The sequence below is a fragment of the Hymenobacter metallicola genome (genome assembly GCF_004745645.1).
GTDB lineage: Bacteria > Bacteroidota > Bacteroidia > Cytophagales > Hymenobacteraceae > Hymenobacter > Hymenobacter metallicola.
Genome location: NZ_SRMB01000002.1, coordinates 334,221 through 359,313, shown reverse-complemented (window position 1 = coordinate 359,313; position 25,093 = coordinate 334,221). Strand labels below are relative to the sequence as shown.

The 25,093-nt window shown below is 58.0% G+C and carries 23 protein-coding genes, 1 tRNA gene and 1 riboswitch; of the genes, 13 read left to right on the top strand and 11 right to left on the bottom strand.

Annotated elements, in window-relative coordinates:
- Positions 1 to 173 precede the first annotated feature (173 nt).
- Together E5K02_RS12415 and E5K02_RS12410 are read left to right on the top strand one after the other, a co-directional pair.
- The gene (locus E5K02_RS12415) at positions 174 to 692 is read left to right on the top strand and encodes a gluconokinase (protein ID WP_135395101.1); all 519 of its coding nucleotides are present in this window, start codon (positions 174 to 176) and stop codon (positions 690 to 692) included.
- A gap of 96 nt (positions 693 to 788) precedes the next feature.
- On the top strand, positions 789 to 2,102 hold the full coding sequence (locus E5K02_RS12410) for a gluconate:H+ symporter (protein WP_135395100.1): 1,314 nt from the start codon (positions 789 to 791) through the stop codon (positions 2,100 to 2,102).
- 24 nt (positions 2,103 to 2,126) lie between these two features.
- Here E5K02_RS12410 and E5K02_RS12405 read toward each other — a convergent pair whose 3' ends face one another.
- Positions 2,127 to 2,795, bottom strand: a complete 669-nt coding sequence (locus E5K02_RS12405; protein WP_262709849.1) for a DUF92 domain-containing protein — start codon at positions 2,793 to 2,795, stop codon at positions 2,127 to 2,129.
- A 445-nt stretch (positions 2,796 to 3,240) separates the two neighbouring features.
- Here E5K02_RS12405 and E5K02_RS12400 point away from each other — a divergent pair, with 445 nt between their 5' ends.
- A complete protein-coding gene (locus E5K02_RS12400; protein WP_135395098.1) occupies positions 3,241 to 4,572 on the top strand; it encodes a Gfo/Idh/MocA family protein in 1,332 nt (443 codons plus the stop codon).
- A gap of 129 nt (positions 4,573 to 4,701) precedes the next feature.
- Here E5K02_RS12400 and E5K02_RS12395 read toward each other — a convergent pair whose 3' ends face one another.
- The 3 genes from E5K02_RS12395 to E5K02_RS12385 all read right to left on the bottom strand — a co-directional run bounded on the left by E5K02_RS12395 (position 4,702) and on the right by E5K02_RS12385 (position 6,588).
- Complete coding sequence (locus E5K02_RS12395) at positions 4,702 to 5,001, bottom strand: hypothetical protein (RefSeq protein WP_135395097.1); 300 nt, start codon at positions 4,999 to 5,001, stop codon at positions 4,702 to 4,704.
- 439 nt (positions 5,002 to 5,440) lie between these two features.
- A complete protein-coding gene (locus tag E5K02_RS25895) occupies positions 5,441 to 5,896 on the bottom strand; it encodes a hypothetical protein (protein WP_135395096.1) in 456 nt (151 codons plus the stop codon).
- 619 nt (positions 5,897 to 6,515) lie between these two features.
- A tRNA-Gly gene (locus E5K02_RS12385) sits at positions 6,516 to 6,588 on the bottom strand.
- Positions 6,589 to 6,798: 210 nt separating this feature from the next.
- On the opposite strand from E5K02_RS12385, the gene E5K02_RS12380 reads away from it, so the two are divergent.
- The 4 genes from E5K02_RS12380 to E5K02_RS12365 all read left to right on the top strand — a co-directional run bounded on the left by E5K02_RS12380 (position 6,799) and on the right by E5K02_RS12365 (position 9,417).
- Positions 6,799 to 7,431 (top strand): NAD(P)-dependent oxidoreductase, encoded by a 633-nt coding sequence (locus E5K02_RS12380; RefSeq protein ID WP_167856383.1) that lies wholly within the window; start codon positions 6,799 to 6,801, stop codon positions 7,429 to 7,431.
- Positions 7,432 to 7,455: 24 nt separating this feature from the next.
- The gene (locus E5K02_RS12375; protein WP_135395094.1) at positions 7,456 to 7,695 is read left to right on the top strand and encodes a hypothetical protein; all 240 of its coding nucleotides are present in this window, start codon (positions 7,456 to 7,458) and stop codon (positions 7,693 to 7,695) included.
- 16 nt (positions 7,696 to 7,711) lie between these two features.
- Positions 7,712 to 8,248: a GNAT family N-acetyltransferase gene (locus E5K02_RS12370; protein ID WP_135395093.1), complete on the top strand. Its 537-nt coding sequence runs from the start codon at positions 7,712 to 7,714 to the stop codon at positions 8,246 to 8,248.
- Positions 8,249 to 8,379: 131 nt separating this feature from the next.
- Positions 8,380 to 9,417, top strand: coding sequence for a dienelactone hydrolase family protein (locus E5K02_RS12365; RefSeq protein ID WP_135395092.1), 1,038 nt, complete (start codon positions 8,380 to 8,382; stop codon positions 9,415 to 9,417).
- A 14-nt stretch (positions 9,418 to 9,431) separates the two neighbouring features.
- Here E5K02_RS12365 and E5K02_RS12360 read toward each other — a convergent pair whose 3' ends face one another.
- Both E5K02_RS12360 and E5K02_RS12355 read right to left on the bottom strand, forming a co-directional pair.
- A complete protein-coding gene (locus E5K02_RS12360) occupies positions 9,432 to 11,636 on the bottom strand; it encodes a B12-binding domain-containing radical SAM protein (RefSeq protein ID WP_167856382.1) in 2,205 nt (734 codons plus the stop codon).
- A gap of 165 nt (positions 11,637 to 11,801) precedes the next feature.
- Positions 11,802 to 12,374, bottom strand: a complete 573-nt coding sequence (locus tag E5K02_RS12355; protein WP_135395091.1) for a helix-turn-helix domain-containing protein — start codon at positions 12,372 to 12,374, stop codon at positions 11,802 to 11,804.
- A gap of 593 nt (positions 12,375 to 12,967) precedes the next feature.
- On the opposite strand from E5K02_RS12355, the gene E5K02_RS12345 reads away from it, so the two are divergent.
- Positions 12,968 to 13,231 carry a hypothetical protein gene (locus E5K02_RS12345; RefSeq protein WP_135395089.1) on the top strand — a complete coding sequence of 88 codons (264 nt, stop codon included), beginning with the start codon at positions 12,968 to 12,970 and terminating at the stop codon, positions 13,229 to 13,231.
- 100 nt (positions 13,232 to 13,331) lie between these two features.
- On the opposite strand, the gene E5K02_RS12340 is transcribed toward E5K02_RS12345, so the two are convergent.
- Both E5K02_RS12340 and E5K02_RS12335 read right to left on the bottom strand, forming a co-directional pair.
- Complete coding sequence (locus tag E5K02_RS12340) at positions 13,332 to 14,420, bottom strand: DUF5074 domain-containing protein (protein WP_135395088.1); 1,089 nt, start codon at positions 14,418 to 14,420, stop codon at positions 13,332 to 13,334.
- 32 nt (positions 14,421 to 14,452) lie between these two features.
- The gene (locus E5K02_RS12335; RefSeq protein ID WP_167856381.1) at positions 14,453 to 16,372 is read right to left on the bottom strand and encodes a TonB-dependent receptor; all 1,920 of its coding nucleotides are present in this window, start codon (positions 16,370 to 16,372) and stop codon (positions 14,453 to 14,455) included.
- 199 nt (positions 16,373 to 16,571) lie between these two features.
- Positions 16,572 to 16,795, bottom strand: a riboswitch (cobalamin riboswitch).
- 99 nt (positions 16,796 to 16,894) lie between these two features.
- Here E5K02_RS12335 and E5K02_RS12330 point away from each other — a divergent pair.
- Complete coding sequence (locus tag E5K02_RS12330) at positions 16,895 to 17,500, top strand: DNA-3-methyladenine glycosylase (protein ID WP_135395086.1); 606 nt, start codon at positions 16,895 to 16,897, stop codon at positions 17,498 to 17,500.
- Between the two features lie 177 nt (positions 17,501 to 17,677).
- On the opposite strand, the gene E5K02_RS12325 is transcribed toward E5K02_RS12330, so the two are convergent.
- Both E5K02_RS12325 and E5K02_RS12320 read right to left on the bottom strand, forming a co-directional pair.
- Positions 17,678 to 18,865 (bottom strand): class I SAM-dependent methyltransferase, encoded by a 1,188-nt coding sequence (locus E5K02_RS12325; protein WP_135395085.1) that lies wholly within the window; start codon positions 18,863 to 18,865, stop codon positions 17,678 to 17,680.
- Between the two features lie 33 nt (positions 18,866 to 18,898).
- Positions 18,899 to 19,504 carry a hypothetical protein gene (locus E5K02_RS12320; protein WP_135395084.1) on the bottom strand — a complete coding sequence of 202 codons (606 nt, stop codon included), beginning with the start codon at positions 19,502 to 19,504 and terminating at the stop codon, positions 18,899 to 18,901.
- Between the two features lie 185 nt (positions 19,505 to 19,689).
- On the opposite strand from E5K02_RS12320, the gene E5K02_RS12315 reads away from it, so the two are divergent.
- Positions 19,690 to 20,400 carry a DUF4397 domain-containing protein gene (locus E5K02_RS12315; protein WP_135395083.1) on the top strand — a complete coding sequence of 237 codons (711 nt, stop codon included), beginning with the start codon at positions 19,690 to 19,692 and terminating at the stop codon, positions 20,398 to 20,400.
- A 126-nt stretch (positions 20,401 to 20,526) separates the two neighbouring features.
- Positions 20,527 to 21,846 carry an adenosylhomocysteinase gene (gene ahcY, locus E5K02_RS12310; RefSeq protein WP_135395082.1) on the top strand — a complete coding sequence of 440 codons (1,320 nt, stop codon included), beginning with the start codon at positions 20,527 to 20,529 and terminating at the stop codon, positions 21,844 to 21,846.
- Positions 21,847 to 21,902: 56 nt separating this feature from the next.
- Here the strand turns inward: ahcY and E5K02_RS12305 are convergent, their stop codons facing one another.
- Positions 21,903 to 22,559: a class I SAM-dependent methyltransferase gene (locus tag E5K02_RS12305; RefSeq protein WP_135395081.1), complete on the bottom strand. Its 657-nt coding sequence runs from the start codon at positions 22,557 to 22,559 to the stop codon at positions 21,903 to 21,905.
- Between the two features lie 527 nt (positions 22,560 to 23,086).
- Between E5K02_RS12305 and E5K02_RS12300 the strand changes: the two genes are divergently transcribed.
- Positions 23,087 to 23,860 carry a glycosyltransferase family 2 protein gene (locus E5K02_RS12300; protein ID WP_135395080.1) on the top strand — a complete coding sequence of 258 codons (774 nt, stop codon included), beginning with the start codon at positions 23,087 to 23,089 and terminating at the stop codon, positions 23,858 to 23,860.
- Complete coding sequence (locus tag E5K02_RS12295; RefSeq protein ID WP_135395079.1) at positions 23,857 to 24,915, top strand: glycosyltransferase family 9 protein; 1,059 nt, start codon at positions 23,857 to 23,859, stop codon at positions 24,913 to 24,915. The genes E5K02_RS12300 and E5K02_RS12295 overlap by 4 nt, the downstream gene beginning before the upstream one ends.
- Positions 24,916 to 25,093: the final 178 nt, after the last annotated feature.

The following is a 25,093-nucleotide window of genomic DNA, read 5'->3' as shown; positions in this document are numbered from 1 at the left end:
CAGTTTTTTTTGTCCAACGCACAGTTATTCGGCCCAGCCCTTGGCTCAGATAGCCTTACTTTCGGTCTTGTCGGCCTACGGCCTCCTTCGCCGCAGCAGAGCATCTACGGCAGGTCAGTTTCGGGGCTTTGCTGTACGTGCTACCTTACTAGCCGCTTTTAGTTAATCAACCTATGCATAGCAGCCCGGTTTTTGTCATTATGGGAGTATCAGGTAGTGGCAAAACCACGGTAGGCCGCCTGCTGGCCGACCACCTGGGCCGGCCTTTTTTCGATGCCGACGACTTTCATTCTCCGGCTAACGTGGCCAAAATGCGGGCCGGCACCCCGCTCACTGACGACGACCGGCGGGGGTGGCTGGAGAGCCTGGCCGCCGGTATTCGGGAATGGAGCCAAACCACCGGGGCCGTGCTGGCCTGCTCGGCCCTCAAGGAGAAGTACCGGCAGCAGCTTGGGGCCGCTGCCACTGCCAGCCAGCCGCTGCAGTGGGTATTCCTAGATGGGTCCGAAGCCTTGGTGCGGCAGCGTCTGCAGCAGCGGCAGGGCCACTACATGAACCCCGCCCTGCTGGCTTCCCAGTTTGCGACCTTGGAGCGCCCCGCCTACGGCCTGCATTTGCCCATCGATGCTGCTCCGGCTGCTCTGGTCAGCCAGATTCTGGCCCACATGCCGTCCGTGGGTCTGACTCCCTAATAGCTACCCACTCGCCCGGCCGGTACCCCTGCTTTCCGGTGTTTCGAGAACGTACCTGTCTTATTTTCCGCTATCCGGCTCGCCCTGCCTTTCGCTATGACGTTTCTGATCCTGCTACTGGCCGTCCTGGCCCTGATTGGCCTTATCAGCTGGGGCAAGGTGCACGCGTTTCTGGCGTTTCTGCTGGTATCCATTGGGGCGGGCCTGGCGCTGGGCCTGGCTCCAGCCAAGCTGCTGGCGGCCATCTACCAGGGCCTGGGCGACACGCTGGGCTCGGTGCTGGTCGTCATAGTATTGGGGGCCATGTTGGGAAAGATTGTGGCCGAAAGTGGAGCCGCTCAGCAGATTGCCGCCGCATTAATTTCCACCTTCGGCACCCGCTACATCCAATGGACGCTGATGGTGGCGGGCTTCATCATCGGTATTCCCCTGTTTTATAACGTGGGCTTCGTGCTCATGATACCCCTGATATTTTCGGTGGTGTACAAGTACCGGTTGCCGGCCGTGTACGTGGGCCTGCCCATGCTGGCCGCCCTGTCGGTAATGCACGGCTTTCTGCCGCCCCACCCGGCCCCCACAGCCCTGGTTGCGCAGTTCCATGCCGACTTGGGCCTGACCTTCTGCTACGGCTTACTCATTGCCTTGCCGGCTATTGTGCTGGCCGGGCCCGTGTACGGCCGCACGCTGCGGGGTATTGTGTCGGTGCCGCTGTCGGGTTTTGTGGCTCCCCCGCTGCCCGAGCATGCGCTGCCCGGCCGCTGGAACAGTTTCCTGTCGTCGTTGCTGCCCGTGCTGGTGTTGGCAGTGGTGCTGGGCAGCCAGGCCTTGCTGCCCCCGACCAGCCCCCTGGCCCCAACCCTGGCATTTCTGGCGGAGCCGGGTATCGTAATGCTGCTCTCGGTGGGTGTAGCTACGGTAAGCCTGGGCACCGCGCTGGGCAAATCCGTAGCAGTAGTCATGGATTCCTATTCGGCCTCGGTAAAAGATGTGGCCCTGATTCTGCTCATCATCGGGGGCGCCGGGGCCTTCAAGCAGGTGCTGGTGGCCAGCGGCATCAGCAACGACATTGCCACGGGCCTGCAGAATACCGGCTTGCCGCCGCTGTTGCTGGGCTGGCTAATTGCGGCCGTTATCCGGGTGTGTCTGGGCTCGGCTACCATTGCCGGCCTCACGGCAGCGGGCGTCATGCTGCCCGTTATGGCTCATTCGCCCACCAACCCCAACCTGATGGTGCTGGCTATTGGGGCCGGCAGCTTGCTGCTTTCCCACTTCAACGATGCCGGGTTCTGGCTATTCAAGGAATACTTCAACCTCTCGGCCCGCGACACGCTACGGTCCTGGACGGCCATGGAAACCATTGTTTCGGTAGTTGGGCTGGCTGGCGTACTAGTACTCGATTGGCTGCTGTAGTGCTCGGCGAATGGAGCGGCCCGCCTACCCCAGCCAATACAGCAACCCAGCCGTAACGGCTCCCACGGCGGTGTTCAGCGTGTTAACGGCGTTATTGGACACGTAGTGTTGCCGCTCGACGGTGGCGCCCAGCAGGGAATCGGCCAGGTTGCCCACGGTGCCGGCCACCACTAACCAGAAAAAGCCGCGGTGCCAGCCCACGCCCAGACTATAGACCACCGCTATTAGCCCGCTGCCCGCCACTCCCAGCAAGGTTCCTTCCAGGCTGACGACGCCATTCAGCCCGCGCGTGTCGGGTCGCAGCGTCCAGGCATTGTAGTAGCGGCGGCCGTAGATATTGCCCAGCTCCGAGGATAAGGTGTCTGCCGTAGCCGCCGCGAAGCTGCCCGCCAGCATTAGCTGAAACAGGTCTTGGTGCGCCGGGGAATACCAACTCAGCGCCCCCAGCAGCGCTGCTATACCCGCATTGGCCAGCGCCTGGCCCGCCGTGCGCCGCCCTTTGTTTTCTTCGGCCAGACCCAGCCGCCGCTTCTCGGCAACCTTCCACGCCGAGGCTGCCGTGCCCAGCCCGAAAAACAAGCCTAGCAAGGCAATGCCCCACCAGCCGGCGCCCAGAAAAATCAGGGCTCCCAGCACCCCGCCCGTCAGAGCCCCGGCCGGGGTGAGTTTTCGGGCGCGCACGCTCCAAAGCATGCCGAGCGCCAAAATTCCCAGTAACACGGCCCATTGTTGCCACAAGCTCATTGCGGAGTTGTCGGGTTGGAGCAGCTCCAACGGTGAGTAGCATCCTGCAGCGGATACCGATGGGCGCAAAATACGGCTGAATTTCGATTGGGGCGCAGGACGAAAGTTCGTCGGCCTTTCCCTTTCGGGCCTGCTTCCCTGAAGCCGACGGAATCAGCCGGTTGCTGCCTTTTGCAGCACGCCTAACCCATTGGCTCTGAAAGCACAAGCCATGAGAACGTTGCCGGGAACGATTGCACAGATAAAGTATCTGGTTTTCTTCCATTCAATCCGTAAATCCGCCAGTTTACTAAGGTCAACAGGGTGGGTGAAGGCCCTGGCCCCAGGCCGCCGGGAGTAGCAACGACCCGTGCGTTGACGTTTCATCCCTTGTGCTTGCTAACCCACAATTCCCATGCATCGCAGAACATTTCTTCAAACCACCGGCACGGCCCTGGCCGGTACGCTTCTCACCGATAATGCCTTGGCTGCTGCGCTGGCGGGCTCCCGCAAACGCGTGGCTATGGTCGGCACCGGCCACCGCGGCCTGGGCATGTGGGGCACGTCGGTGCTTAAGGAATTCGGCGACCAAATCGAATTCGTGGGCTTGTGCGACATCAACCCCGGCCGGGTAGCAACTGGTAAGAAAATGCTGGGTGTAAAGTGCCCCACCTTCACCGACTTCGACCAGATGATGAAGCAGACCAAGCCCGAGCTGCTCATCGTCACCACCGTCGACTCTACCCACAACGAGTTTATCATCAAGGGCATGGAATACGGGGCCAATATCGTCACGGAAAAGCCCATGACCACCGACGAGAAAAAGTGCGAAGCCATTTTGGACGCTGAGCGGCGCACGGGCAAAACGGTGATGGTCACTTTTAACTACCGTTATTCGCCCCACCGCCAGAAGCTGTATGAGCTGTTGCGGAGCGGCGTCATCGGCACCGTTACCTCCGCCGACTTCCATTGGTACCTCGACGTGCACCACGGGGCCGACTACTTCCGGCGCTGGCACCGCCGCCGCGAAAACAGCGGCTCTTTGCTGGTGCATAAGGCTTCCCACCACTTCGACCTGCTCAACTGGTGGCTCGACTCGGATCCTGAGGAGGTCTACGGCAATGGGCAGCTCAATTTCTACGGCAAAAACAACCCCTTCCGCCATACGCACTGCCGGCCCTGCCCCCACAAGGATAAGTGCCAGTTCTACTGGGATATCACCAAGGATGAGCGCCTGACCAAGATCTACGTCGACAATGAGAAGTACGACGGCTACCACCGCGACGGTTGCGTGTGGCGCGAAGACGTGGACATCTTCGACAAAATGGCCGTGCAGATCAAATACGCCAACAATGTGCAGGTCAGCTACTCGCTTACTACCTATTCCCCTTACGAGGGCTACCGCATCTCCTTCAATGGCACCAAAGGCAAAATCGACGCCTGGATCCATGAAAAGCAAACCTGGGAGATGGAGAAGTTCGACGAGATTCAGGTAACCACCAACTTCGGCAAGCGGGAGCTGATCCAGATTCCAAACACCGAGGAAGGCCACGGCGGCGGGGATGTGCGCTTGCGTAAACAGATCTTCAATCCCGACGGTAAAGACCCGTTCCGGCAGGCCGCCCGCAGCCGCGACGGGGCCCTGGCGGTACTTGTGGGCATTGCAGCCCGCAAGAGCATCGACACGGGCAAGCCCGTCAAAATTGCCGACCTCACCTCACTCAAGCCTCAAGCCCAGCGGGTTTAAAGCCTAAGCCCAGCCGGGGCCTCTCGCCCACGAAGCCCGCTAAGGCGCTGCATCACGCAACGCTTTGGCGGGCTTCGTTAGCTATATTGGTTGGGTATTGAGACGGAGCTAATTTCTCTGCATTCAGGACTATAAATTATTCATCATAAGGTCGATTTTATCGAATAGCTCTCCCACTCCGATAGCTGCCCAAAGGATGAAAAGCGCTAGAACCCATTTTACAACTCTGTGAATAGACAAGCCGGTCTTATCTTTAATAAAGGTTGTCAGAGGAGGAAAAAAAACGAGGGCTAGTAGAGAAATAAAAATTCCAAAACCTGGGTCATTGCCCCAAAAAATATTTACCATGCCGATTGCCAAAGCAATAAAACCAAAAAGCCAGCTCACTAAATTGGCAAAGGGTGACGAGAGGTTTGATGTGTTGTTCATGGCATTTTTGTGTTAAAAGGTGAGATTTATTTTACTGTGGTTTGTGGAGAAATATTCTTGGTATGGCTTCGCAACATAGCAAAGCGGAAAGCAAAAAGTGATGACTATTATTTTGGGCTCGGAACTCGAATGGTATCTTTTCGCGCTTTGTCGTATTCGTCCAGACAATTAGCCAGAGGCTGGCAGTTCTTATGAATACAATCACAGAATTCGTAGCAGGTTTGGGGGTTGCCACTGTCGGAACACTGTGACCGGCAGTCTTCCAGGGAATTACGGGGCATTATCTCGCAAGAGCTCGTGAGTACCAGTGCCGCTAGCCAAAGAGTGGGAAAAGCTCTTGTAAAGAATTTCTGTTTCAGCACGGTATATATAAGTGTCATTTGCATAAGAGCCGGTTGTGAAAGAATAGAAGTGCGACGCCTGCGTAGTTAAGCATCAATTAAATTGTTTCATGCCTGTAAAAGGGAAGAATAAATTTTAGCTTGTCATAATCCCAGCACAGAAGGTACAAATTAGCCAATACCATTAAAGGCGACGTAATCAGGGAACCTTCAAAGCGCACGGCTAAGGATAAAATGCAGATGTTTAGAATGATTGGAAAGTAAATAAAAGCCCCTAGCATTGCTGTGCGCGGCACTAGCAGTAAGCAGGCTGCTAATATTTGCATGATTCCCACAAAAGTGTAGTAATAGCCAGTTTGATAAAAAGCATCCAGGTAATGACCCATGGGATGGCAAACCGGCAAATTTGTGAACCGCTCTCCCGCAATTTTGACGTAGCCCGATGGTAGAAACCCGGCGGCCAGGGCTATGCGGTTGAACACGGCAAAATCCCGGAGCAATCTGCTTTGCTTCGCCTGCGCGTGGATTCGGTCAAGTATGGAATAGAGACTCATAGGGTAGCTTTAAAAGCTCTTTGAAATGCAAAGTACGTGAGCGTGCATTGTTAGCTTTCGACAATCATTTAACAGCCGGAATGGGTGAAACTTAAGGTTTGGGGGCAAGCTACTCTTGGAAGAAAGAGCCCCGAGCTTGCTGAGTTTTAGCAGCGACGGTACAAATAAAGCAAAAGTACTTTGCAATTCAAAGCATGCGAGGTTATTGTTTTGCCTTTTCTACCTGACTGCAAATTCGGTGGACTGTTACTTCATTTCGTCCTTGGCAAGTGTGTCTATATAACAGGTTGCCAGTCGACTAGCTAGCTGAGTCGATGATGCAACGGTAGCGTATGTGGGCTTTATTATAGTGGTGTGTTTTTTGGATAATACCCCGCATCGCTGAGTGCAGAACTGCTTCAGAAAGCGGTGAGTATGGCCCTGCTGTTGGGTAGAGTGCCCCGTCGTTTCTCCAAGTTTGAGCCACAGTAATGGAGAAATGTGAAACGCTTATATACTGGTATCTATCCTGCCTTCTAATGAGCCTAGTATATCAATCATACTCCGAGCACATGTCAACGTGTAGGCCATAAACGAAATCAGCCACCCAGACTTTCATCTAAGTGGCTGATTTATGATGAGCGAGAAACGAGGTTCGAACTCGCGACCCTCAGCTTGGGAAGCTGATGCTCTACCAACTGAGCTACTCTCGCTTGGGTGTTGGTGCAGGCAAAAGTACACAGCATTCGGCAGATACAAAACACTTGGGAGGCGTTACTTTCGAATTCTACTGGTGGGGCATAAGGGTGGCTGGAGAAGATGACCACACCCGGTGGTGCTACCCAGGGACAGGCATTGCGTATGAGGACATAGTTCAACTCCTGGGTAGGGAGTCACTCGTTGTTTCGCCTCATTCTTCTTCTATGAAAGTCCTTATTTTTGGTGCCTCCGGCGCTACTGGCCGCCAACTGGTGCAGCAAGCCCTCGACCAGCAGTACAGTGTAACGGCTTTCGTACGCAACCCGGACAAGCTGAAACTGAAGCACACGAATCTACGGGTAGTGCAAGGCGACGTGCTGGAACCCGAAACGGTGGAGAAGGCGGTACCCGGCCACGATGCGGTGCTGCTTGCCTTGGGCGTAAGGAAAAACCAGTCGGGGGATACAACCTTGTCTGATGGCACCCAGCACATTCTGGAGTGCATGCAGCGCTACGGGGTACGGCGTTTGATTTGTGAATCCTCGCTGGGCGTGGGCAGTAGCAAGAATGAGGCAAGCTTTGTCTTCAGTAAAATAATTGCGCCCCTGTTTCTGAAGCACATCATGGCCGATAAAGAACGACAGGAAGCCTTGATTCAGCATAGTAACCTAGACTGGACCATCGTGCGGCCGGCGGGCCTGACCAATAGCAAGGCTAGTGGAGGCTATAAAGTGGCGCTTAGCTTCGCCAACGCCAAGATCAAAGGGCGTATTTCCCGGGCCGACGTCGCGCAGTTTATGCTCCAACAGCTTACGACCGACGCCTTCGTGGGACGGGCCGTGGGAATTTCGTATTAAGTTTGACCTTCTAACTCTGCTCTGATGGCGTATCCTCCTACTGGTCGGGCCCGTACGACGGGCGCACTTTACCTGTTGGCCGGAGTGCTGCTGCTCGTGGCCCTGGCTTTTCGCTCCCCCGAGCTCTATGCCGCCTGGCAAACCGGGACGCTGACGACTGCGCGAATCGGGCTGAGCCTGGTGTTTCTGGTGGGCGCCTTGTTTATGCTCCGCATGGGGTGGCGCATGCGCCGCAACAACCGGCAAAACGACGTTATCGATTAACCAGCCGTTCCCTTTCATGTCTTCACCTCTTCGCATTACCGTCGCCAAGCGTACCCCGGCTGTTGCTACCCAGCTGGCCGAACTAGGCCGCCAAACTTTTCACGATACCTTCGCCGCCGACAACTCCGCGGCCGATATGGCCGAATTTCTGGCGGCAACCTTCAGCCCTGAAAAGCAGCTGGCCGAACTCAATGCCCCGGATACTACTTTTCTGGTAGCGCAGATGCAGCAGGAACCCGTGGGATATGCCAAGCTGAAGCTAGGCTCGGCGCTGGGGCTGGAAGAAGGCAAGGATGCCACGGCACGCCTGGAGATAGAGCGCCTCTATGTGCGGCAAGACTGGATAGGCACCGGCCTAGGCGCTTCCCTAATGCGCCGGGCCATTGAGGAAGCCCGGACTCATGCCTGCCGCACCGTTGTGTTGGGCGTTTGGGAGCGGAATGAAGCCGCCATTGCGTTTTACCGGCGGTTTGGGTTCAAGGAAATCGGTAAGCACGAGTTCCGGCTGGGGCAGGACATTCAGACCGATTTGATTTTGCGCAAAGGCCTCTAGCGGCGCTACATTCCGAAGGCCCGTTACCTTTGTGCCCGGTCACCTTTCCGCAGCTTGTGAGAATACCTCCGCTTTTGTCCTGTGCTACGTACCCACGCGGGGCCTGGTGGCTACCCGGGTTGGTTATAGGAATGTTGAGCGGCTGCTCGTCGGACCAAGCCAGTACCACAACGCTGCCCCTGCCCACGGGCCACTACGAAGGACCGATTAGCTACCAGGGTACCGACGTGCGGGTGGCGCTGGACCTGCGCGAAACTACGCCGGGCAAGCTGGAAGCCGATATGCACTTTCTGGAGGCGGGCGGACTAAGCTTTGCCGCGGCCAAGGTGCGCTACAAGGAGCCCCAACTGATGTTTGAGCAGCCCGGGCAGCGGAGCCAGGCCAGTGTCAATGCTATTCGGGAGGGCGACTTTCTGCGCGGCGTCTTCACGCTCGATAGTATCAAGGCCGAATTCGTGTGGGTCCGTCGGGGCCAGCCAGCGCCGCGGGCCTATCAGGAAAAGACGTTCACCTACTCGTTGCAGGGGCGCCGGCAGCGCCTCACATTGTTGGTACCAACCGACACCCTGGCCCAGCATCCGGCCGTAGCCTTGCTGGCCGATGCCGCCTCGGCTGCCAGCGCCACCATGCGCGCCGATTTGCTGGCCCGGCAAGGCTTTCTGACGGTCGTGGTGCCGGTCAGTGGGCCTGCTCCCGAACCCGACTCCACAACGCTGCAAGGCATTGTCACGGCTTTTCAGGCCCTGCGCAAGGAGCCCGGCGTCGACTCTACTCAGGTGGGCTTTTGGCTCCGGGGCAGCATGGCGGCTCAACTGGTACCAGTGGCCAGTTTAACCCAACCCACGGCTTCGTTTGTCGTGCTGGAAAATGTTCCGGTAGCTTCGGCGGCCGAAGCCAAGCCCTTTCAGGCCCTGGGGCGGCAGCGGATTCCGGTATTAGCCTGTTATGCCGCGGCCGATACCAGCCTGAATGTGCGCGACAGTTCCCGCCGGTTGCGGACGGCTCTGGGTGCGCGCCGGGGCTCTATAGTGCGTAGCTTTCCGTTGGCAAACGCCGATTTTGTGATGCCGGGGCGGCTGAACAGTGACGGCAAGTGGAGCTGGCCCCAACCTGCCCCGGGCTTCGTCGAAACGATGGTTACCTGGCTGCGTCAGCGCGCTTCCCGCTAGCGGATAGACCGGTTTTATAAAACGAGCAAGCCCTTTTCGCGCAGCAGCTGCCAGGCTGGAGTAGTCAGGAAAGCCTCGAAACTTAGCCCCGCCACGCTGGTTGGGAAGGTGGCCGCCGCCTCTTTCAGCAGCACTTTGGTATCATACTCGGAGGTAAGGCCGGTGAGGAGGTGGTGCAGCCACGCCCCGACGGGGCCAGAAGTTTTTACCTCGAAGTCTTCGGCCTGCTCATAAAAGGTCAGCACGGCGCGTTGGCCTTTCTTGTGCTCGGTGTAGGTCAGCTCGGGGGCGTTGCCGAGCCAGAACAGCCGCTGGTTCTGCTTGGCAAAGTCGGGCTTGCCCGGGTCCTGCAGGGCCTGCTGAACCAAGTGGCGGGGCACGGTGGAGCGCGGCGTTTTAAAGTCAAACCAGAAGCTCAAAGGCTCATCCAGGGCTACACCGTGCATGTAGTTGTAGAGGGCCTTGGCCAAACCGGTACCAAAACGCTCGTGGTCGGTGCCGGTCGGGTCGTCGTGCCACAGGTCGTTCCAAGCAAAGTCGCCGGGCTCGGGGCCGATGGGCACCACCTGATATTTCGCCGGGTTTTTGCCCACGGGCGAGTGGGCCGTCATGGCGAAGCGGTGCCAGTAGCCACTTTGCACGATGCCCGCCCCGAACAGCTGCCGCACCACTTCCAGAGCATCCACGGTTTCCTGGGTCGTCTGAGTCGGGAAGCCGTACATCAGGTAGGCGTGCACCATAATGCCGGCCTGGGTGAAGCCGTCCGTGACGCGGGCCACCTGGGCAATGGTAACCCCTTTTTCCATGAGGGCCAGCAGCCGGTCGGAAGCCACTTCCAGCCCGCCCGATACGGCGATGCAGCCCGAGGCAGCCAGCAGACGGCATAGGTCGGGCGTGAATGTTTTCTCGAAGCGGATATTACCCCACCAAGTGATTTTCACCTGCCGCTTGAGCAGCTCAATGGCTAGGTCGCGCAGGGCCAGGGGAGGAGCGGCTTCGTCGACGAAGTGAAACCCAGTCTGCCCAGTCTGGGCTACAATCTGCTCAATCCGGTCGACGAGCAAGGTGGCCGGGGCGGTTTCGTAGCGGGAAATATAGTCCAGGGTCACGTCGCAGAACGAGCAGCGCTTCCAGTAGCAGCCGTGGGCAATGGTAAGCTTGTTCCAGCGTCCGTCGCTCCAGAGCCGGTGCATGGGGTTCAGTACTTCAATGACCGACAGATACTCAGTCAGCGGCAGGTCGCTGTAATCGGGGGTGCCAACTTCAGTATGCGGAATATCCACGGCCTGGGCGGTATTCAGATACTCAACCTGACCGTGCGCATTGCGCCGGAAAGTGCGCTGCAAGTCGGCCGTAGTCAGGGTGCCTTGCAGGTATTCGAGCAGGCGCAGCCAGGGACCTTCCCCGTCGTCGAGGGTCAGAAAGTCGATATAGTCGAAGAAGCGGGGTTCCTTGATTTGGCGCAGCTCGGTGTTGGGGTAGCCGCCGCCCATCAGAGTCTTGGCCCGGGGCCGGATTTGCTTTACTCGGCCCGCCAGCCGCAAAGCGCCGTAGAGGTTGCCGGGAAAGGGCACCGAAAAGCCCACAACATCGGGCTCCACGCGGGTTACCAGCTCGTCGAGCAGTTCCAGCAGCATCTGGTCCAGCAGGTTCGGGGCCGTTTGCAGCGCTTCGTGCATGGCATCAAACGTAGTAGCCGACATGCCCAGCCGCTCGGCGTAGCGGGAAAAGCCAAACTGCGGCCCCACGGTTTCCTTGATTAAGTCGCCCAGGTCCTCCAAGTACAAGGTGGCCAAGTGCCGAGCCTGGTCAGTGAGGCCCAGGGTACCGAAGGCAGTTTCGAGGTCGGCAATGTTGTCGAAGCGGGCGGCTTCGGGCAGAAACCGGCTGTGGCAGATGCGGGGCGCCAAGGTGTTGTCCTTGTTCTGCAAAAACCGGATAACTGGCCCGATGGTGGCCAGGTAGCTGCGTTGCAGGCGCACCATGCGCCGGGCGTTGTCGGATAGGTCGAACCCGCCGGCCGCAATGGCGGCAAATACCCGCCGGAGTCCGCTTTCCGAAAACAGCTTCAGCACTAGCTCCAGGCCTAGGTCGGCCTGGGTAACCTGATAGCCGCGGCCTCCCAAAAAGCCCTTGATGTAGGGCGTGGCCGGGTAAGGCGTGTTGAGCTGGGTTAGCGGCGGGGTAATGAGCAGGATTCGGGGCGAAGCAGAAGACACGGCAGCACGGCAAAGAGAACCACAAAGATACGCCCGAACAGTGTAGCGCGCCGCGTTGGTTCAGGCCCGCCCGACCAAACTCCTGTAAACACCCGTGGGGCAACCGAGAAAGCCGAGCTTCTCAGTTACCCCACGGGGTATGAGCTAAATAGGTAGAAGGTCAGCTTAGGCCAGCTGATCCAAGGAAAGGCGCTTGGGCATCAGGTCCCGGCGGAACTCGCTCACGGAGCGGCCCGTCACCTGGCGGAACTGGTTGCTTAGGTGCTGGCCGCTGCTGTAGCGCATCTGGTCGGCAATTTCGCTCAGGGTCATTTCCCCGTAGCTGAGCATTTCCTTAACCCGCTCGATTTTGAGGCGAATCAGGTATTTCTCAATTGTAAGGTTGGCCGTGCGCGAGAATACCTTGCTCAGGTGGGAGTAGGTGGCCGCAAACCGCTCAGTCAGGAAGGCGGAGGTGGTCAGGGGCATCCGGGCCGTGCGCAGGTGCTCAAGGTATTCGCCCAGGGCTCCTTTGATTTGCTCGGTGAGCTGGTCGGCCCGGCCCATCAGCACTTCAAAGCCGGCTTCGTGCAGAATCGGGGCCAGCACTGCCGGATCAGCCGGGGTGGTGTGGTCGAGCTGGGCCTGACCCAGCGTTACCTGAGTCGGACGGTAACCTGCCTGTTCGAGAAGGTGCCGTACCGCGTCGATGCACCGGGGGCACACCATGTTCTTAATGTGGAGAAGGGTCGTTTTCACGGGTGTTTTGGAGTGTTCTGCCGCGGCACAGGCCGCGTGGGTTTCCGATTATTTGATGCAACCGAAGCCGAAGCCGGTCGGGCACGCCGCGCAGGCTCTGCGGGCACTTCCGACCATTCCTTACCAAACCAACGAGTAGCTGCCCAGTTCACAAACGGCACAATGCCGAGGAACGTAACAGCTAGGAGCCAGAATATTACGAAAAAAGCGCTGAATAATCGACCAAGGAAATGATTCGAGAGGCCAAAAACGTAGCTTATCAGCAGGAGCGCCAATAAAAAACTTACCCCGGCCAGCACCCCGGTACGACGTAGCAGGGCGGGGGAGAAAAAAGACAGGGTGGCGAAACGATTCATAAGCAAGGCTGAGCAACAAAGATATTGGGAAAGCAGTTTCGGCGCCCATCTGGCTCCGCCTGCCTGGCCAAGGCTTCTCTGATTCCCGGCCGGCTCTACGCAGACCGTGCATTCAGAATTAAATAGGAATTGGCCTATATTAATGCCGCTCATGACATTCTCCCACCCATACGCAAGAACCACGGCGGCGGTCAGCCGTAGGATATACCTCAGCTCCCTACTTTTCAGATCCAACCCATGAAAATCTTTCTGCTCCGTCCCTTGGCTTTGGCCTTTCTGCTAGCATCAGCATCTCTCACGGCCTGCGACACGGGCACCGACAGCGGTGATACCAACGTGGAACGCGGTGACCATAAAACTAAAGACCCCGCTCCCGGGGAAAGAAGCTCCTCCAACACCAACGGCATGGCCGGCGACACCGCAAAAGTCACGACGGGCCAGGATTTGTACGACCACGCCGGCGAAGCCAAAGACCGCAACAACGACGGCCTCGAAGACTAGTGCTTCCGGGGTCTACTGCAGAAAGGCCCAGCCGCTCCATGAGCGGCTGGGCCTTTCACTTATCTAAAGCACCTAGAATAAGACTACGCTAGCGGATCGACTAATAAAAAATAAAGCCGTTGGGGCCGATGCCGACTTCAAACGAGTCGATGGCCGTGCCCGTGGTCTGGTAGCGAATCAGCTTGCCGTTGTTGGTGTAGGAAGGCGAAACCCCGGCGTAAATCGTGTTGTCCTTGGGGTCGAGGTTGAAGCCGCTGAAGTTGCGCTGCAGGAAGGGTGTGGTGGGCAGGGCGGCGTCGGTGGTATTCATGCGGTACACGGCGGCCCGGTAGCGGTAGTAGAGCTGCGTACCCGTACCGTCGATGCGCAGGCCGCCGGGGTTGCTGCCAGGAAACAGCAGGGTGCTGCCGATGGTGCCGGTGGCCGGGTTGACCTTGGTCAGGCTGCCGGGCGTCGAGGAAATGACGTTGTAGGGGGGCTGACTGTTGTATACGGTAAAGCCCGCGCCCAGTACCCAGATGCTGCCGGTTTTGTCGACCACCAGGCTGCTGGGGCCATCCGGAACGGTGATGGTGCTTTCCACCGCGTCGGTAGCCGGGTTGATAACGCTCAGGTTGTTGTCGCCGGAGTTGGCCACGTACACTTTGCCATTCACGGCCACCAGTTGCTCGGGCTGCTTGCCCACGGGAATCGTCTTGGTGATGGTGTTGGTGCGCAGGTCCAGCACGGCCACCCGGCCCGGGCTGCCGTATTTCACCCACTCCGTAATGTAGGCCTTATCGGTACCGGCGGCTACGGCGTAGCGGGGCTGCTCAAGGCCCGTGACGGTGGTAATAGTCTGGAAGGTGGTTAGATTCACGACCTCCAGCTTCTTGCTGTTATTCACCACAATGTAGCCCTGGTTGCCTACCACCAGCATCGACTGCACCACGTCGCCCAGTTCCCGTTGGTTTACGGTCTGGAAAATGCTCGGGTCAACGACCTTCTTGTCGGACTTTTTGAAGTAGGAAATCGAGCCGTTGGGCGTCAGGAATTTGCCTTCATTCAGCACGAAGACGTTGTTGTCATCTTTGGCAATGTTGTAGGCCGGGCCTTGTTCCGGGTCATCGGAGCAGCTGGCTAGGGCCAGGACCACAGCACCGGTCAGGGCTAGGCGGGAGAGGGTTGAAAGCGGGTTAGCGAAGCGCATGTAAAATGGAAAAGGTGAAGTATTAAGAAGAGTTAGTGCCAGCTGACGCGTAGGCTCAGGTTGCCTGAGCGGAGCGGCATGGCGCGGTATTCGTAGCTCTGGTACACCAGATTGGTCAGGTTGAAGCCCTGGGCCAGCACCGTCACGGACCAGTGCGGGGCCAGTTGCAGCGTATGGCCTACCGAAGCATTGAGCAGCAGGTAGCCGTTGAGCTCGGTGCGGGCGGTGGCATCAATAAAGCGGGGCCCCGTGTATGTGAGTACCGAGGAAAGCAGCCAGCGCCGCCAGTGGTGGTCGGTGCTGAACGAGGCCGCGTGCAGGGGCACGTAGGCCAGCTGCTTGCCCACGGGGTCCGGGTCGTCGTTGTAGCCCTGCACCTTTCGCGACTGAGTGTAGGCATACTGCAGCCCCGCCTGCACGGCATAGCGCTGGTGCTGCCACCGCAGCCGGGAGGCTGCTTCCACGCCCTGGGCCCGCACCTGGCGCAGATTCTTGGGAGTGTAGCGCCCTTGCTGGTCGGGTAGCCACTGCACCCAGTCGTCGACTAGCTGGTGGTAGCTGGTCAGATCTGTCTGGACGGAAATACCGTTGGCAGTTTGCCAGATATGGGCCAGCCCGGCTTCGTAGCCCAAGCCCGATTCGGGGCGTAGATTGGGGTTGCCAGTGGGCCAGAACCGCTCATTTAGCGTAGGGGCCCGGTAGCTCCGGGAGGCGTTGGCCTTCACCGTCAGGGTTTGCGTCGGGGTTTGCCAGAATTGCCACTCAGCGCCTAGGGTGGGGGCCAGCGGCGCCCGGTGCCCGGGCAGCACGGCCTGCCGCAGATTGGCCGTCAGGCGCAGGGTGGAAATGGGGTCGAAGCGCAGCAGGCCAAAACCGGCGTACCGGTTTTCATCAATGGCCTGCCGGTAGCCGCTCACCCGGCCGCCGAAGTGCTGGGCTTCGGCTCCCAGGCGCAGACTAAAGTTGGGCTGAAAAGTAAATGTGTGCTCGGCCTGGGCCTGCGTAGTCCGCACCCGCGACGTGCTGGTCACGTCGTCCGACTGATAGTTGAGCACATCGTCGAACCAGGCTACCCGTACGCCCGTCTCGTGCTGGGTCGTTAGGTGTCGGTAGCTGGCCAGCAGGCGGCGGCTCTGGTCAAGCTGCCGGGCGTGGTTGTTGGCCGAGCCAGTCGACGGTTGAATCTGCCGGTCGGAGTCGGTAAGCCACGCCGCTGCCATCCATTCGCCATGCTGACCGGTGCGCAGCGTTACATCCTGGCTTAGGCTCCACTGCCGAAAAGCGGCATTTTCCTGCCGGTGCCGCACCATCCCTGTGGCTTCGCGCACCGAATAGGGAAAGTCATTATCGGCTGCGCGCTGCGAAGCCGCGGTGCGCACCGCCACCTTCTCACTGCTAAAGCTGCCTTCGAGGTTGTGGGCCCGCAGCCCAAAGCTGCCTACATCCGTTTGCGCGGCCGCATGAGGCCCGGCTTTCCAGCGAGTAGGAGAGGAAAGCAGTACGGTGCCGCCAATAGCGCTGCTGCCGTATAGGGCGCTGGCCGGGCCGTGCTGCACCTGTACCTGGGTGGTGCTGCTGGCCGGAAAAAGCGCGAAGTCGGATTCTCCCAGGGAAGGCAGGGCAATGTTGAGCCCGTTCCACAACACGGCCGTGTGGCGCGCCGAGGTTCCCCGAATCGAAATGGATGCCAACTGCCCCGGCCCGTAATTCTTGATATAAAGGGGAGTGCGGGCCGATAAGACATCGGCTACCGTGCCGCTGCGGTACTGGGCCAAGGCTACCGAGTCGATGGTCGTGACGCGGCTGCCCACCGCAAAGCGGCTGGGTCGGCTTCCCTGTACCCGCACGGTGGGTAGCTGCTGCACGCGCGTCAGCTGCCGCGCCGAATCGGGCGGGGCCTGCTGGGCCCGGGCAGTAGCCGGCAGAGCCAGCCCCAGAGGCAGAAATAGCACGTAAGACCGCCGAAGCAGCAGATGGCAAAAACCTATCATCCGAACCAAATTTCCGGTTTAGGAAAATTCGGTTCAAAACTTCACGCACAGCCTTCCCCGCACGAGGAAAACCAACGCGAAGCCGAGCCTGAAAACAGGGAAGAATAACCCGTCGGGGTTACTGCTGTAATCATTCTCCGCCTTTCACCCGAAAGCGCTGAACACTAAATCTGTATAGGCAGGTCTCCTGGCTTGCTTCTGGTAGGCCGCCTTCCCATTTCTGGAGCTCTCCTTGCGGAATAGCCCGTGGCGAAACAGTGGCAGCTTGTGGCCTACCCACACTCGAAGCGTACAGTTGCGGGGACAGCTCCGGAATTGAACCGGATTCCCTTTTCAGCCTCGCCCCCCAATCGGGGTCTGGCCACCTATAACGGCACAAAGATACGCTGATTTTGGAATGTGTAAGCTAAACGTTCGGCTCCGGAAACCGTTTGGCTCCCCTAGTGCCCTGTGTGTAGTTGTTACTAGTATTTTCTCGTTGCCATGCCCAAGATTCCCCTTGCCTTTTACCAGCGCCCCGACGTTGTCCAGATTGCCCGCGAGCTGCTGGGTAAATACCTGTTCACTGCTATCGATGGTGTGCTGACCGGTGGCCGTATTGTGGAGACGGAAGCCTATGCCCATATCAACGACCAAGCCTGCCACTCGCACCTGGGCCGCTACACGACCCGCACCAAAGTGATGTACGAAGCCGGCGGCGTGGCCTATACCTACCTGATTTACGGCCGCTACGTGCTGTTTAATATCATTACCAACGAAGCGGGCAAAGCCGATGCGGTGCTGATTCGCGGCTTGGAGCCCGTTGAGGGTGTGCCCGAAATGCTGCTGCGCCGGGGCCTTAGCCAAGTGGCCCGCAACCTCACCGGCGGGCCGGGCTTGCTTACCCAGGCCCTGGGCATCTCTACCAAGCACTACGGTACCGACCTGTCCGGTGACCTGATCTGGCTGGAAGACCGCCAGGAGCCCGTTGCCGACGAACAGGTTCTGGCTAGCCCCCGAATTGGTATCGACTACGCCGGCCTGGACGCCGCCCTGCCCTGGCGTTTTCGCCTGAAAGGCAGCCTCTGGACTAGCCCGGCAAAAAGTTAACGGAAGTTTTACTGCATCGTGAGCAGTTTGCTCCTGAAACAGACGCGGGCTACCTCCCTAGAAAAACGTGCTGGGCCTTTTACTGGAAAAGCCCTTTCCCGTGCGTCACGGGAAAGGGCTTTTCTTGTTAGTAAGGCGAGTTGTATTCCGTAATGGATGGATGTCCTACCTGCGTACTTAAAGCTTTTCGCACACCAGCACTACTAGTTTGCCTTGTAAATCAGTGGTGGCAAACATGTACAGGTGCCCGCCTTCTCGAATGCCGGTGCGGTGCCGGAAGTCGGCCACGGAGTCCGGGAAGTTGCGAGTCGTTACGTGGGCCCGGGCCTCGGGCCCCAGGTGGGCCCGTAGCGCGTCCCGGTCGTACCGCTCCGTGGCCACAATGCGGAAGATGCGGCCGGGAAAGTCGGCGCGTAGAGTATCGGAGGTGTACAGGTGACTGTGCTGATGCAGCTTGAGCAGCTCGAAGGCCGTACCAATGCTTTTAAAGCCACCGGCTTTCAGCACCGCGACGTTGGGTTCGTACAAATAGCCCTGGGCCTCGGCATACCGGGCAATGGCGCGGGTTTCGCGGGCCTTGTTCAGCCGGAACTCCTGTTGGTGGCCGTTACGCAGCAAATTTACTGTGTAGCGTTCCGGGTCGACGGCGGCGTCGGGGCTGAGTTCGTACAGTACTTCCTTGCACTCATTGTCAACGGCTACCACCCAGAGGCGGCGCACCTGCTTCAATTCCAACAAAGCCTGCTCAATATCGAGCATGGGCGAGGTCTTGAGTAGCACCCGGCGACCTTTGTGCAGCAGTAAAGGCAAAATCCGCAGTACGTCGGGCTCACAGTCCTGCAGGCGGAAAATCTTTTTGTCGGCCGAGCTACGACGAGCCGGATCCAAGTAGATCCAGTCGAACGTGTCGGGGGTACTCTTCAAAAAGCTCAGCGCGTCGTTGGCGTGGCAGGTGATATTGGTGATACCCAGCTGAGCCAGGTTGTACTGCACAACTGCCACCAGACCTGGGTCCCGTTCCACGTAGTGTACTTCGGGTATGCGGGCGGCAAAATGGCTGGCATCTACCCCAAAGCCGCCGGTGAGGTCTACCAGGCGCTGGCCTTGCACCAGGCTGGCTTTGAAAGCCGCCGCCCGGGCCGAGGAAGCCTGTTCTACGGATAGTGCCGGCGGAAAAATCAGGTCTGGGTTATCGGCCCAGGCCGGTAGTTTGGTGCGAGCCTTCTGGCGGGCTTGTATTTGTCGTACCAAGTCCGGTACCGGCAAGCCCGGATAGCGCCGGGCTTGCAGGGCCAGTTTAGCAGGATCATCATGCAGATGGTCGGCCACGTACTGCCGAGCCGCTGCAGGAAGCGGATAGTTCATGAAAGGTATTTACGGGAAAATTGCGCGAACGGCTTACCGCACGTTCCAGCGCAAAGCTAGCAGCGGCTGGCCACTAGGCGACGCCGCGATGCCCACAGTAGAGGGCGCTAGGCGCTGCCACATGCCGCCGTGGGCCGAAGAAAGCCCCGCATTATGCGCTTCTACCGCCCGCTGAAAATGCTGATTGGTGTGGCGGGTAATCAAAATATTGGAAAGCAGGCTGGCAGCGGCTACGCCAATAGCTGCTTTTTGCGTGTCCTGAAAGTACCGCTGGTCCCCGTCGCCGGCCAGGACTTGTTGCCCGTACAGGCTCAAGGCGCCCAGGAAAGTGATTCGCTCCCCGAGGTACAGCCATTTCTGTAAGCGGTAGCGGTTCAGGTTTTCGAGAGCTTCCTGGTTGCCGGCCAGATACGGCCGCAGGCGCTGGCCAAAGAACCCTGCATTCTTGTAGTCCTCCTCGCGGGTGCTTTCGCCGGTAGTAAAGAAGAAGTTGTGCTGTACCCCATTCAGCCCCCGGTCTTGATCTTCGGGACTTAAGTGAATAACGGGAGCTCCGCTGGCAGGCCCTTGTTGGGCGTATGCCGCCACCGATGGCAACGAAAAACACAGCAGAAAAGCAGAGCGACGAAGAAGCGACATAGAAGGTTGCAAAGGTAGAATAGGCGTGAATACAAATGTACTATACTGTGCAGTAGCTTGCTAGAACGTTAGTCGAGGAAAAAATCCTATTCGTCTAGAAAAACTTTGCGGTGCTCATCCAACAAAAGCGCTAGGTCTTACGTTCTGTCGGCAGTTGAATATGCACCCTCTTTTTTACTTCGCTTATGAAAACCCTCGTAAACATCCTGCAGCGTCACTTTCTACTAGCAGCTTTACCCGCTGCCTTAGCATTTGCTAGCTGCGGCAACGACGATGATTCACCAGCGCCGGCACCTGATCAGGGGAGCATTCTGGCCGTGCATGCGGCTCCTTATGCCAGCCGCGTCGATTTTCTGGTGGATGACAAGAAGCTCGGCGACATCGAGTATGGCAAGAACAGCGGCTACCAGAACGTCAACACTGGCGACCGTAATGTTAAGATCAACAACTCTACTACCAGCGCCGTGCTGCTGAATGCGACGCAGCCAGTAGCCAAGAACGTGCGCTACACCGTGTTTGCTTACAACACCAGCAACAGCGCAGTAGCTTCCCTGGCTACTACCGACGACTACGGCACCATTGCTTCCGGCAAAGCCAAAGTGCGCGTGGTGCACCTAGCGCTGAATGCTCCCTCTGTTGACTTAGGTCGTACCGGGGTCGGCGCTACGCCTATTGCCACGAGCGTAGGCTTCGGCCGGGCTTCGGCCTACTCCGAAGTAGATGCCGCGGCCTACGACCTGATTCTGCAGGAGTCGACCAGCAAAGCGGTTATCAAGACTCTGGGCAGCAAAACCTTCGCCAGCGGCAAGGCCTACACCGTTGTGATTCGCGGTGATGCTACTAACACGGCCAACTCGGCCGTCGCCCTGGCCGTCGATTATATCGAGAATAACTAACAGGCCATCCTTTCATGCCAAGCCTGTTTTGAAAAGCCCGCGCCATTTTGGCGCGGGCTTTTTGTTCTTCAGGGCGCCCAACAAAAACCGTATCTTTGTGGTTGAATCGCAAATATCTTCTGCATCATGGTAGAAACTACGACGAAAACGTACGTTCCGTACAAAGTAAAAGACATGTCGCTGGCCGAATGGGGCCGCAAGGAAATCCGGTTGGCCGAGGCCGAAATGCCGGGCCTGATGTCTTTGCGCGAAGAGTTCGGTGCCTCGCAGCCGCTGAAAGGCGCGCGCATTGCCGGCTGTCTGCACATGACCATTCAAACGGCGGTTCTGATTGAAACGCTTATCGCCCTGGGGGCCGACGTTACCTGGTCTTCTTGCAATATCTTCTCCACGCAGGACCACGCCGCGGCGGCTATTGCGGCTGCCGGCATTCCGGTGTACGCCTGGAAGGGCATGAATGAAGAGGAGTTCAACTGGTGCATCGAACAGACTCTCTACTTCGGAGAGGAGCGTCAGCCCCTGAATATGATTCTGGACGATGGTGGCGACCTGACCAACATGGTGCTGGACCGCTTCCCGGAGTTGGCTGCCGGTATCAAAGGCATTTCGGAAGAAACCACCACGGGCGTACTGCGCCTGCTGGACCGCGTGAAAAACGGCACGCTGCCCATGCCCGCCTTCAACATCAACGACTCGGTTACCAAGTCGAAGTTTGACAACAAGTACGGCTGCAAAGAGTCGGCTGTAGACGCTATCCGTCGGGCCACCGACGTGATGATGGCTGGTAAGATTGCCGTGGTAGCTGGTTACGGCGACGTAGGAAAAGGTACTGCCGCTTCGCTGCGTGGTGCCGGCGCCCGCGTTATCGTGACCGAAATTGACCCTATCTGCGCTCTGCAGGCGGCTATGGACGGCTACGCGGTAAAACGCATGGAGAATGCCATTAAGGAGGCTGACATCGTGGTGACGGCTACCGGCAACTGCGATATCATCACCGAGGAGCATTTCCGGGCCCTGAAAGACAAGGCTATTGTCTGCAACATCGGTCACTTCGACGATGAAATCGACATGGCTTGGCTGAACTCGAACTACGGCCACACCAAGGACACGGTGAAACCCCAGGTTGACCTCTACAACATCGACGGCAAGGAAGTTATCATCCTGGCGGAAGGTCGTCTGGTGAACCTGGGCTGCGCTACGGGTCACCCCTCGTTCGTGATGTCAAACTCGTTCACGAACCAGACGCTGGCGCAGCTGGAGCTGTGGCAGAACTCGGCCGCCTACGAGAACAAGGTGTACACCTTGCCCAAGCACCTCGACGAGAAAGTTGCCCGTTTGCACTTGGCCAAAATCGGAGTGGAGCTGGACGAGTTGAAGCCCAAGCAAGCTTCCTACATCGGCGTAGAAGTACAAGGCCCGTTCAAATCAGACCTGTACCGCTACTAAGCCAATAGGGCTTACTGCAAATTTAAACTCCCACTCCGGCTGCCGGGGTGGGAGTTTTACTTTTCGGCCACAACCAGAAACTGTTTGCCCATAAAGCGCCACGCCAGGGGCATATTCAGGTAGGTTTTCACCGTGAGCGGGGTAACGGGTAGGTAGCCGCCACTACGAAACGACAGGGGGAAAAACCGGTCGATGACCTTGACAATGTTGAAACCTGCTCCGTATAGGTGTTCGGCCACGCCCAACTCGGTCAGAATCACGGTATGGTCGGCAAAGTCGAAGTACTCTTTATAGGTGTGCTTGAAGTTGGGACCCATAATGACGATGCGGCCGCCTTTTTTCATGCTGGCGTACATGCGGCCCAATAAGTCCGCAACCTGAAATTGCGTGTCGAGGTGTTCTAAGAAATTGGAGATGAACACAGCCTCAAAATGGTCCTGGGGAATGTCGACTTCCAGATTGTTGCCCACCCGCACCGTAACGCTGGAATGGGCGTATTTGCGAATAAATTCGCCCTCCATATCAATGGTCCACTTGTCGGCGGCCGGAATGGCATTGATGAATTCGCACATCCCACCGGCGGGGTCCAGCACGCTTTGCGGCTGCTTTAGGTAGCCACTGTAAAGCCAGTTGGCCAACTCCTGCCAAACCACTTGTTTCTTGGCAGCATTGGTATTCTGAAAGCGGTACTGGTAGATGCGGTTGTAGTTCATAGCGGGTCAATGGAGAGAGGAACATTCCGAACGCAAGTGAGAGGGCGTCGCGGTTAAAGCTAGCAATATCAGTTAGAATAGTAGGGCGCGGCTATACTCATCTTCCCACCAGACTACCTTATCACCGCAAACTAGAGCAGGCCTAACCGGTCAGATCGATTAGCGAATCGGCCGGCATAAGGTGGGGGCATCCATGGCTTTGACCAAGCCGACGAGAAAAACACCCCCATGCCAACCTTCAGGCTGGCTGCCTACTTTCACTTTGTAACAGGAAGGGTACGGCCAGAAATACCATTACTAACGCCATAGGTGGCGCTAAGACGTAGCCCAACAGGGACCAGCCCTTGGCAGTGTCTTGTTCCTGCAGGGTGTGCACTTGGCCAGGCACGGTCGGGTAGCCATGAAAGCCAGCAGATGGATAGGATAAGACTTATATGGCATGAGGCGCCAAGATCTAACCTAAAATGAGGGCTTGTAGCTGGCCATTGGCTGCAACTTGCGCCCAAATCCGGATATTTGAAGTTCCTATGCCCATTTCACTCTCGGTTGTTATCATCACCTTCAATGAGGAAGCCAACATTGGCCGTTGCCTAGCAGCCGTACCCGACGTGGCCGATGAAGTGCTGGTAGTTGATTCCTTTTCTACGGACCGCACCGTCGCCATTTGTCAGCAACACGGGGCGCGGGTGGTGCAGCACGCCTTCGAAGGGTATGTAGAACAGAAAAACTACGCCACTGCCCAGGCCCGGCACGACTATGTGCTGCAACTCGATGCCGACGAAGTCCTGACCGATGAGTTACGGGCCGCTATAACGCAAATCAAGACCAACTGGCAGCATGCGGGCTACACCCTGGCCCGGCTGACCAACTACTGCGGTTCCTGGGTACGCCACGGCGGCTGGTACCCCGACCGGAAGCTGCGCCTCTACGACCGGCGCCTGGGGCAGTGGGAAGGCCTGTTGCTGCACGAGCGGTTTGAGGTAGCGCCCGGCCAAACGGTTGGGACTCTGCCCGGTGATTTGCTCCACTATTCTTACCATTCTGTCGAGCAGCACGTCAGCCAGCTCAACCGGTTTACCAGTATTTCCGCGGCCGAGCTGGCCTTGCGGGGTAAGCGCCGCGTCACGCTGTTTCACTTGTTGCTCAAACCTGTCTGGAAGTTCACCCACGGCTACTTCTTCCGACTGGGCTTTCTCGATGGTTTTGCAGGCTTGTGCATTGCTACTATTTCGGCCTGGGGCGTTTTTTTAAAGTTTGCTAAGCTGCGTACTGCCGCCGCTGCACCTGCTCAACCGCTATGAGAACTTTTCTGGTTAGCCGTACCGATGCCATTGGCGACGTCGTGCTGACGTTGCCGGTCTGCGGCGTCCTCAAACAGCAGGTGCCTGGCTGCCGCGTTGTTCTGATTGGTCGTACCTATACCCAGGCAGTTGCCGAAGCCTGTCCGTGGGTCGACGATTTTCTGAATTATGATGAGCTGCTCACGCTAAGTGCTGCCGAGCAGGTCAATGCTCTGCGCCACTACAAGGCCGAAGCTATTCTGCACATCTTTCCCAACAAGGTGCTGGCCCGGGTGGCCCAGCAAGCCGGCATTCCCATCCGGATCGGCACCCGCAACCGTTGGATTCACTGGCTGACCTGTAACCGCCTAGTGCCCCTGAGCCGTCGGCATTCTGCTTTGCACGAAGCCCAGCTCAACCTGAAGCTCCTGCAGCCCCTACGTCTGCCTGTAGAACTGTCATTGGCGGCCATTACCCCCTTGGTCCGCTTACAAGCCGTAGCCCCGCTGCCGCCGGCTATCAGCAGCCTGCTAGCCAAGCAGTCAGCCCAGCAACTGAACGTGGTGCTGCACCCCCGGTCCCGGGGGAGTGCCCGCGAGTGGGGCCTCGACCATTTTGGGGCTCTGGTTCGGGTGCTTCACGGAGCTGGGCACCGGGTATTCGTGACCGGAACGGCTGCGGAGGGGGAGGAGTTAGCACCTTGGTTACAAGAGCATAGTCCCTTTTTGGCTGGTAACCTCACTGGGCAGCTTTCGTTAGGCCAGCTCCTAGCTTTTATTCAGGGGGCCGATGGGCTTGTGGCGGCCAGTACCGGGCCCTTGCACTTAGCGGCGGCCTTAGGGCGGCATGCCCTGGGATTGTATCCTCCTATGCGCCCAGCTCATCCAGGCCGGTGGGCGCCGTTGGGGACTTATGCAGAGTATCTGGTATTCGACCGTCCCGACTGTTCTGATTGTCGGCAGCAGCCCGCGGCCTGTACCTGTATCAAAGCCATAGAACCACTTCAGGTAGCCGGCCGGGTGCTAACTTGGCAGCCTTTATCTGCTTTACAACATAAACTCCCTACCGGTCGCTAAAGCCAGTTTGCAACCCGTATAGCATCGTAAACCGTAGGTAGTATACTTTCTGTTCAGGTGAGGAGCTTGGTCGTGGCCCCTGCCTTTGGGCTTTTCTGCTCGCAATTCTATTTATGGAGCTACCATGAAGCCCTAGAAGCGGCGGTCTTGCATTCCCAACAAAACCCTTCTTGAGCGG

Excerpts from the sequence above, each read along its gene's own strand:
- E5K02_RS12370 (WP_135395093.1), top strand. The coding sequence starts at position 7,712 with ATGTCTTCACCTCTTCGCATTACCGTCGCCAAGCGTACCCCGGCTGTT.
- E5K02_RS12375 (WP_135395094.1), top strand. The coding sequence starts at position 7,456 with ATGGCGTATCCTCCTACTGGTCGGGCCCGTACGACGGGCGCACTTTAC.
- E5K02_RS12410 (WP_135395100.1), top strand. The coding sequence starts at position 789 with ATGACGTTTCTGATCCTGCTACTGGCCGTCCTGGCCCTGATTGGCCTT.
- ahcY (WP_135395082.1), top strand. The coding sequence starts at position 20,527 with ATGGTAGAAACTACGACGAAAACGTACGTTCCGTACAAAGTAAAAGAC.
- E5K02_RS12305 (WP_135395081.1), bottom strand. The coding sequence starts at position 22,559 with ATGAACTACAACCGCATCTACCAGTACCGCTTTCAGAATACCAATGCT.
- E5K02_RS25895 (WP_135395096.1), bottom strand. The coding sequence starts at position 5,896 with ATGAGTCTCTATTCCATACTTGACCGAATCCACGCGCAGGCGAAGCAA.
- E5K02_RS12380 (WP_167856383.1), top strand. The coding sequence starts at position 6,799 with ATGAAAGTCCTTATTTTTGGTGCCTCCGGCGCTACTGGCCGCCAACTG.
- E5K02_RS12415 (WP_135395101.1), top strand. The coding sequence starts at position 174 with ATGCATAGCAGCCCGGTTTTTGTCATTATGGGAGTATCAGGTAGTGGC.
- E5K02_RS12300 (WP_135395080.1), top strand. The coding sequence starts at position 23,087 with ATGCCCATTTCACTCTCGGTTGTTATCATCACCTTCAATGAGGAAGCC.
- E5K02_RS12340 (WP_135395088.1), bottom strand. The coding sequence starts at position 14,420 with ATGCGCTTCGCTAACCCGCTTTCAACCCTCTCCCGCCTAGCCCTGACC.
- E5K02_RS12405 (WP_262709849.1), bottom strand. The coding sequence starts at position 2,795 with ATGCTTTGGAGCGTGCGCGCCCGAAAACTCACCCCGGCCGGGGCTCTG.
- E5K02_RS12295 (WP_135395079.1), top strand. The coding sequence starts at position 23,857 with ATGAGAACTTTTCTGGTTAGCCGTACCGATGCCATTGGCGACGTCGTG.
- E5K02_RS12345 (WP_135395089.1), top strand. The coding sequence starts at position 12,968 with ATGAAAATCTTTCTGCTCCGTCCCTTGGCTTTGGCCTTTCTGCTAGCA.
- E5K02_RS12325 (WP_135395085.1), bottom strand. The coding sequence starts at position 18,865 with ATGAACTATCCGCTTCCTGCAGCGGCTCGGCAGTACGTGGCCGACCAT.
- E5K02_RS12320 (WP_135395084.1), bottom strand. The coding sequence starts at position 19,504 with ATGTCGCTTCTTCGTCGCTCTGCTTTTCTGCTGTGTTTTTCGTTGCCA.
- E5K02_RS12315 (WP_135395083.1), top strand. The coding sequence starts at position 19,690 with ATGAAAACCCTCGTAAACATCCTGCAGCGTCACTTTCTACTAGCAGCT.
- E5K02_RS12365 (WP_135395092.1), top strand. The coding sequence starts at position 8,380 with ATGTTGAGCGGCTGCTCGTCGGACCAAGCCAGTACCACAACGCTGCCC.
- E5K02_RS12330 (WP_135395086.1), top strand. The coding sequence starts at position 16,895 with ATGCCCAAGATTCCCCTTGCCTTTTACCAGCGCCCCGACGTTGTCCAG.
- E5K02_RS12400 (WP_135395098.1), top strand. The coding sequence starts at position 3,241 with ATGCATCGCAGAACATTTCTTCAAACCACCGGCACGGCCCTGGCCGGT.
- E5K02_RS12395 (WP_135395097.1), bottom strand. The coding sequence starts at position 5,001 with ATGAACAACACATCAAACCTCTCGTCACCCTTTGCCAATTTAGTGAGC.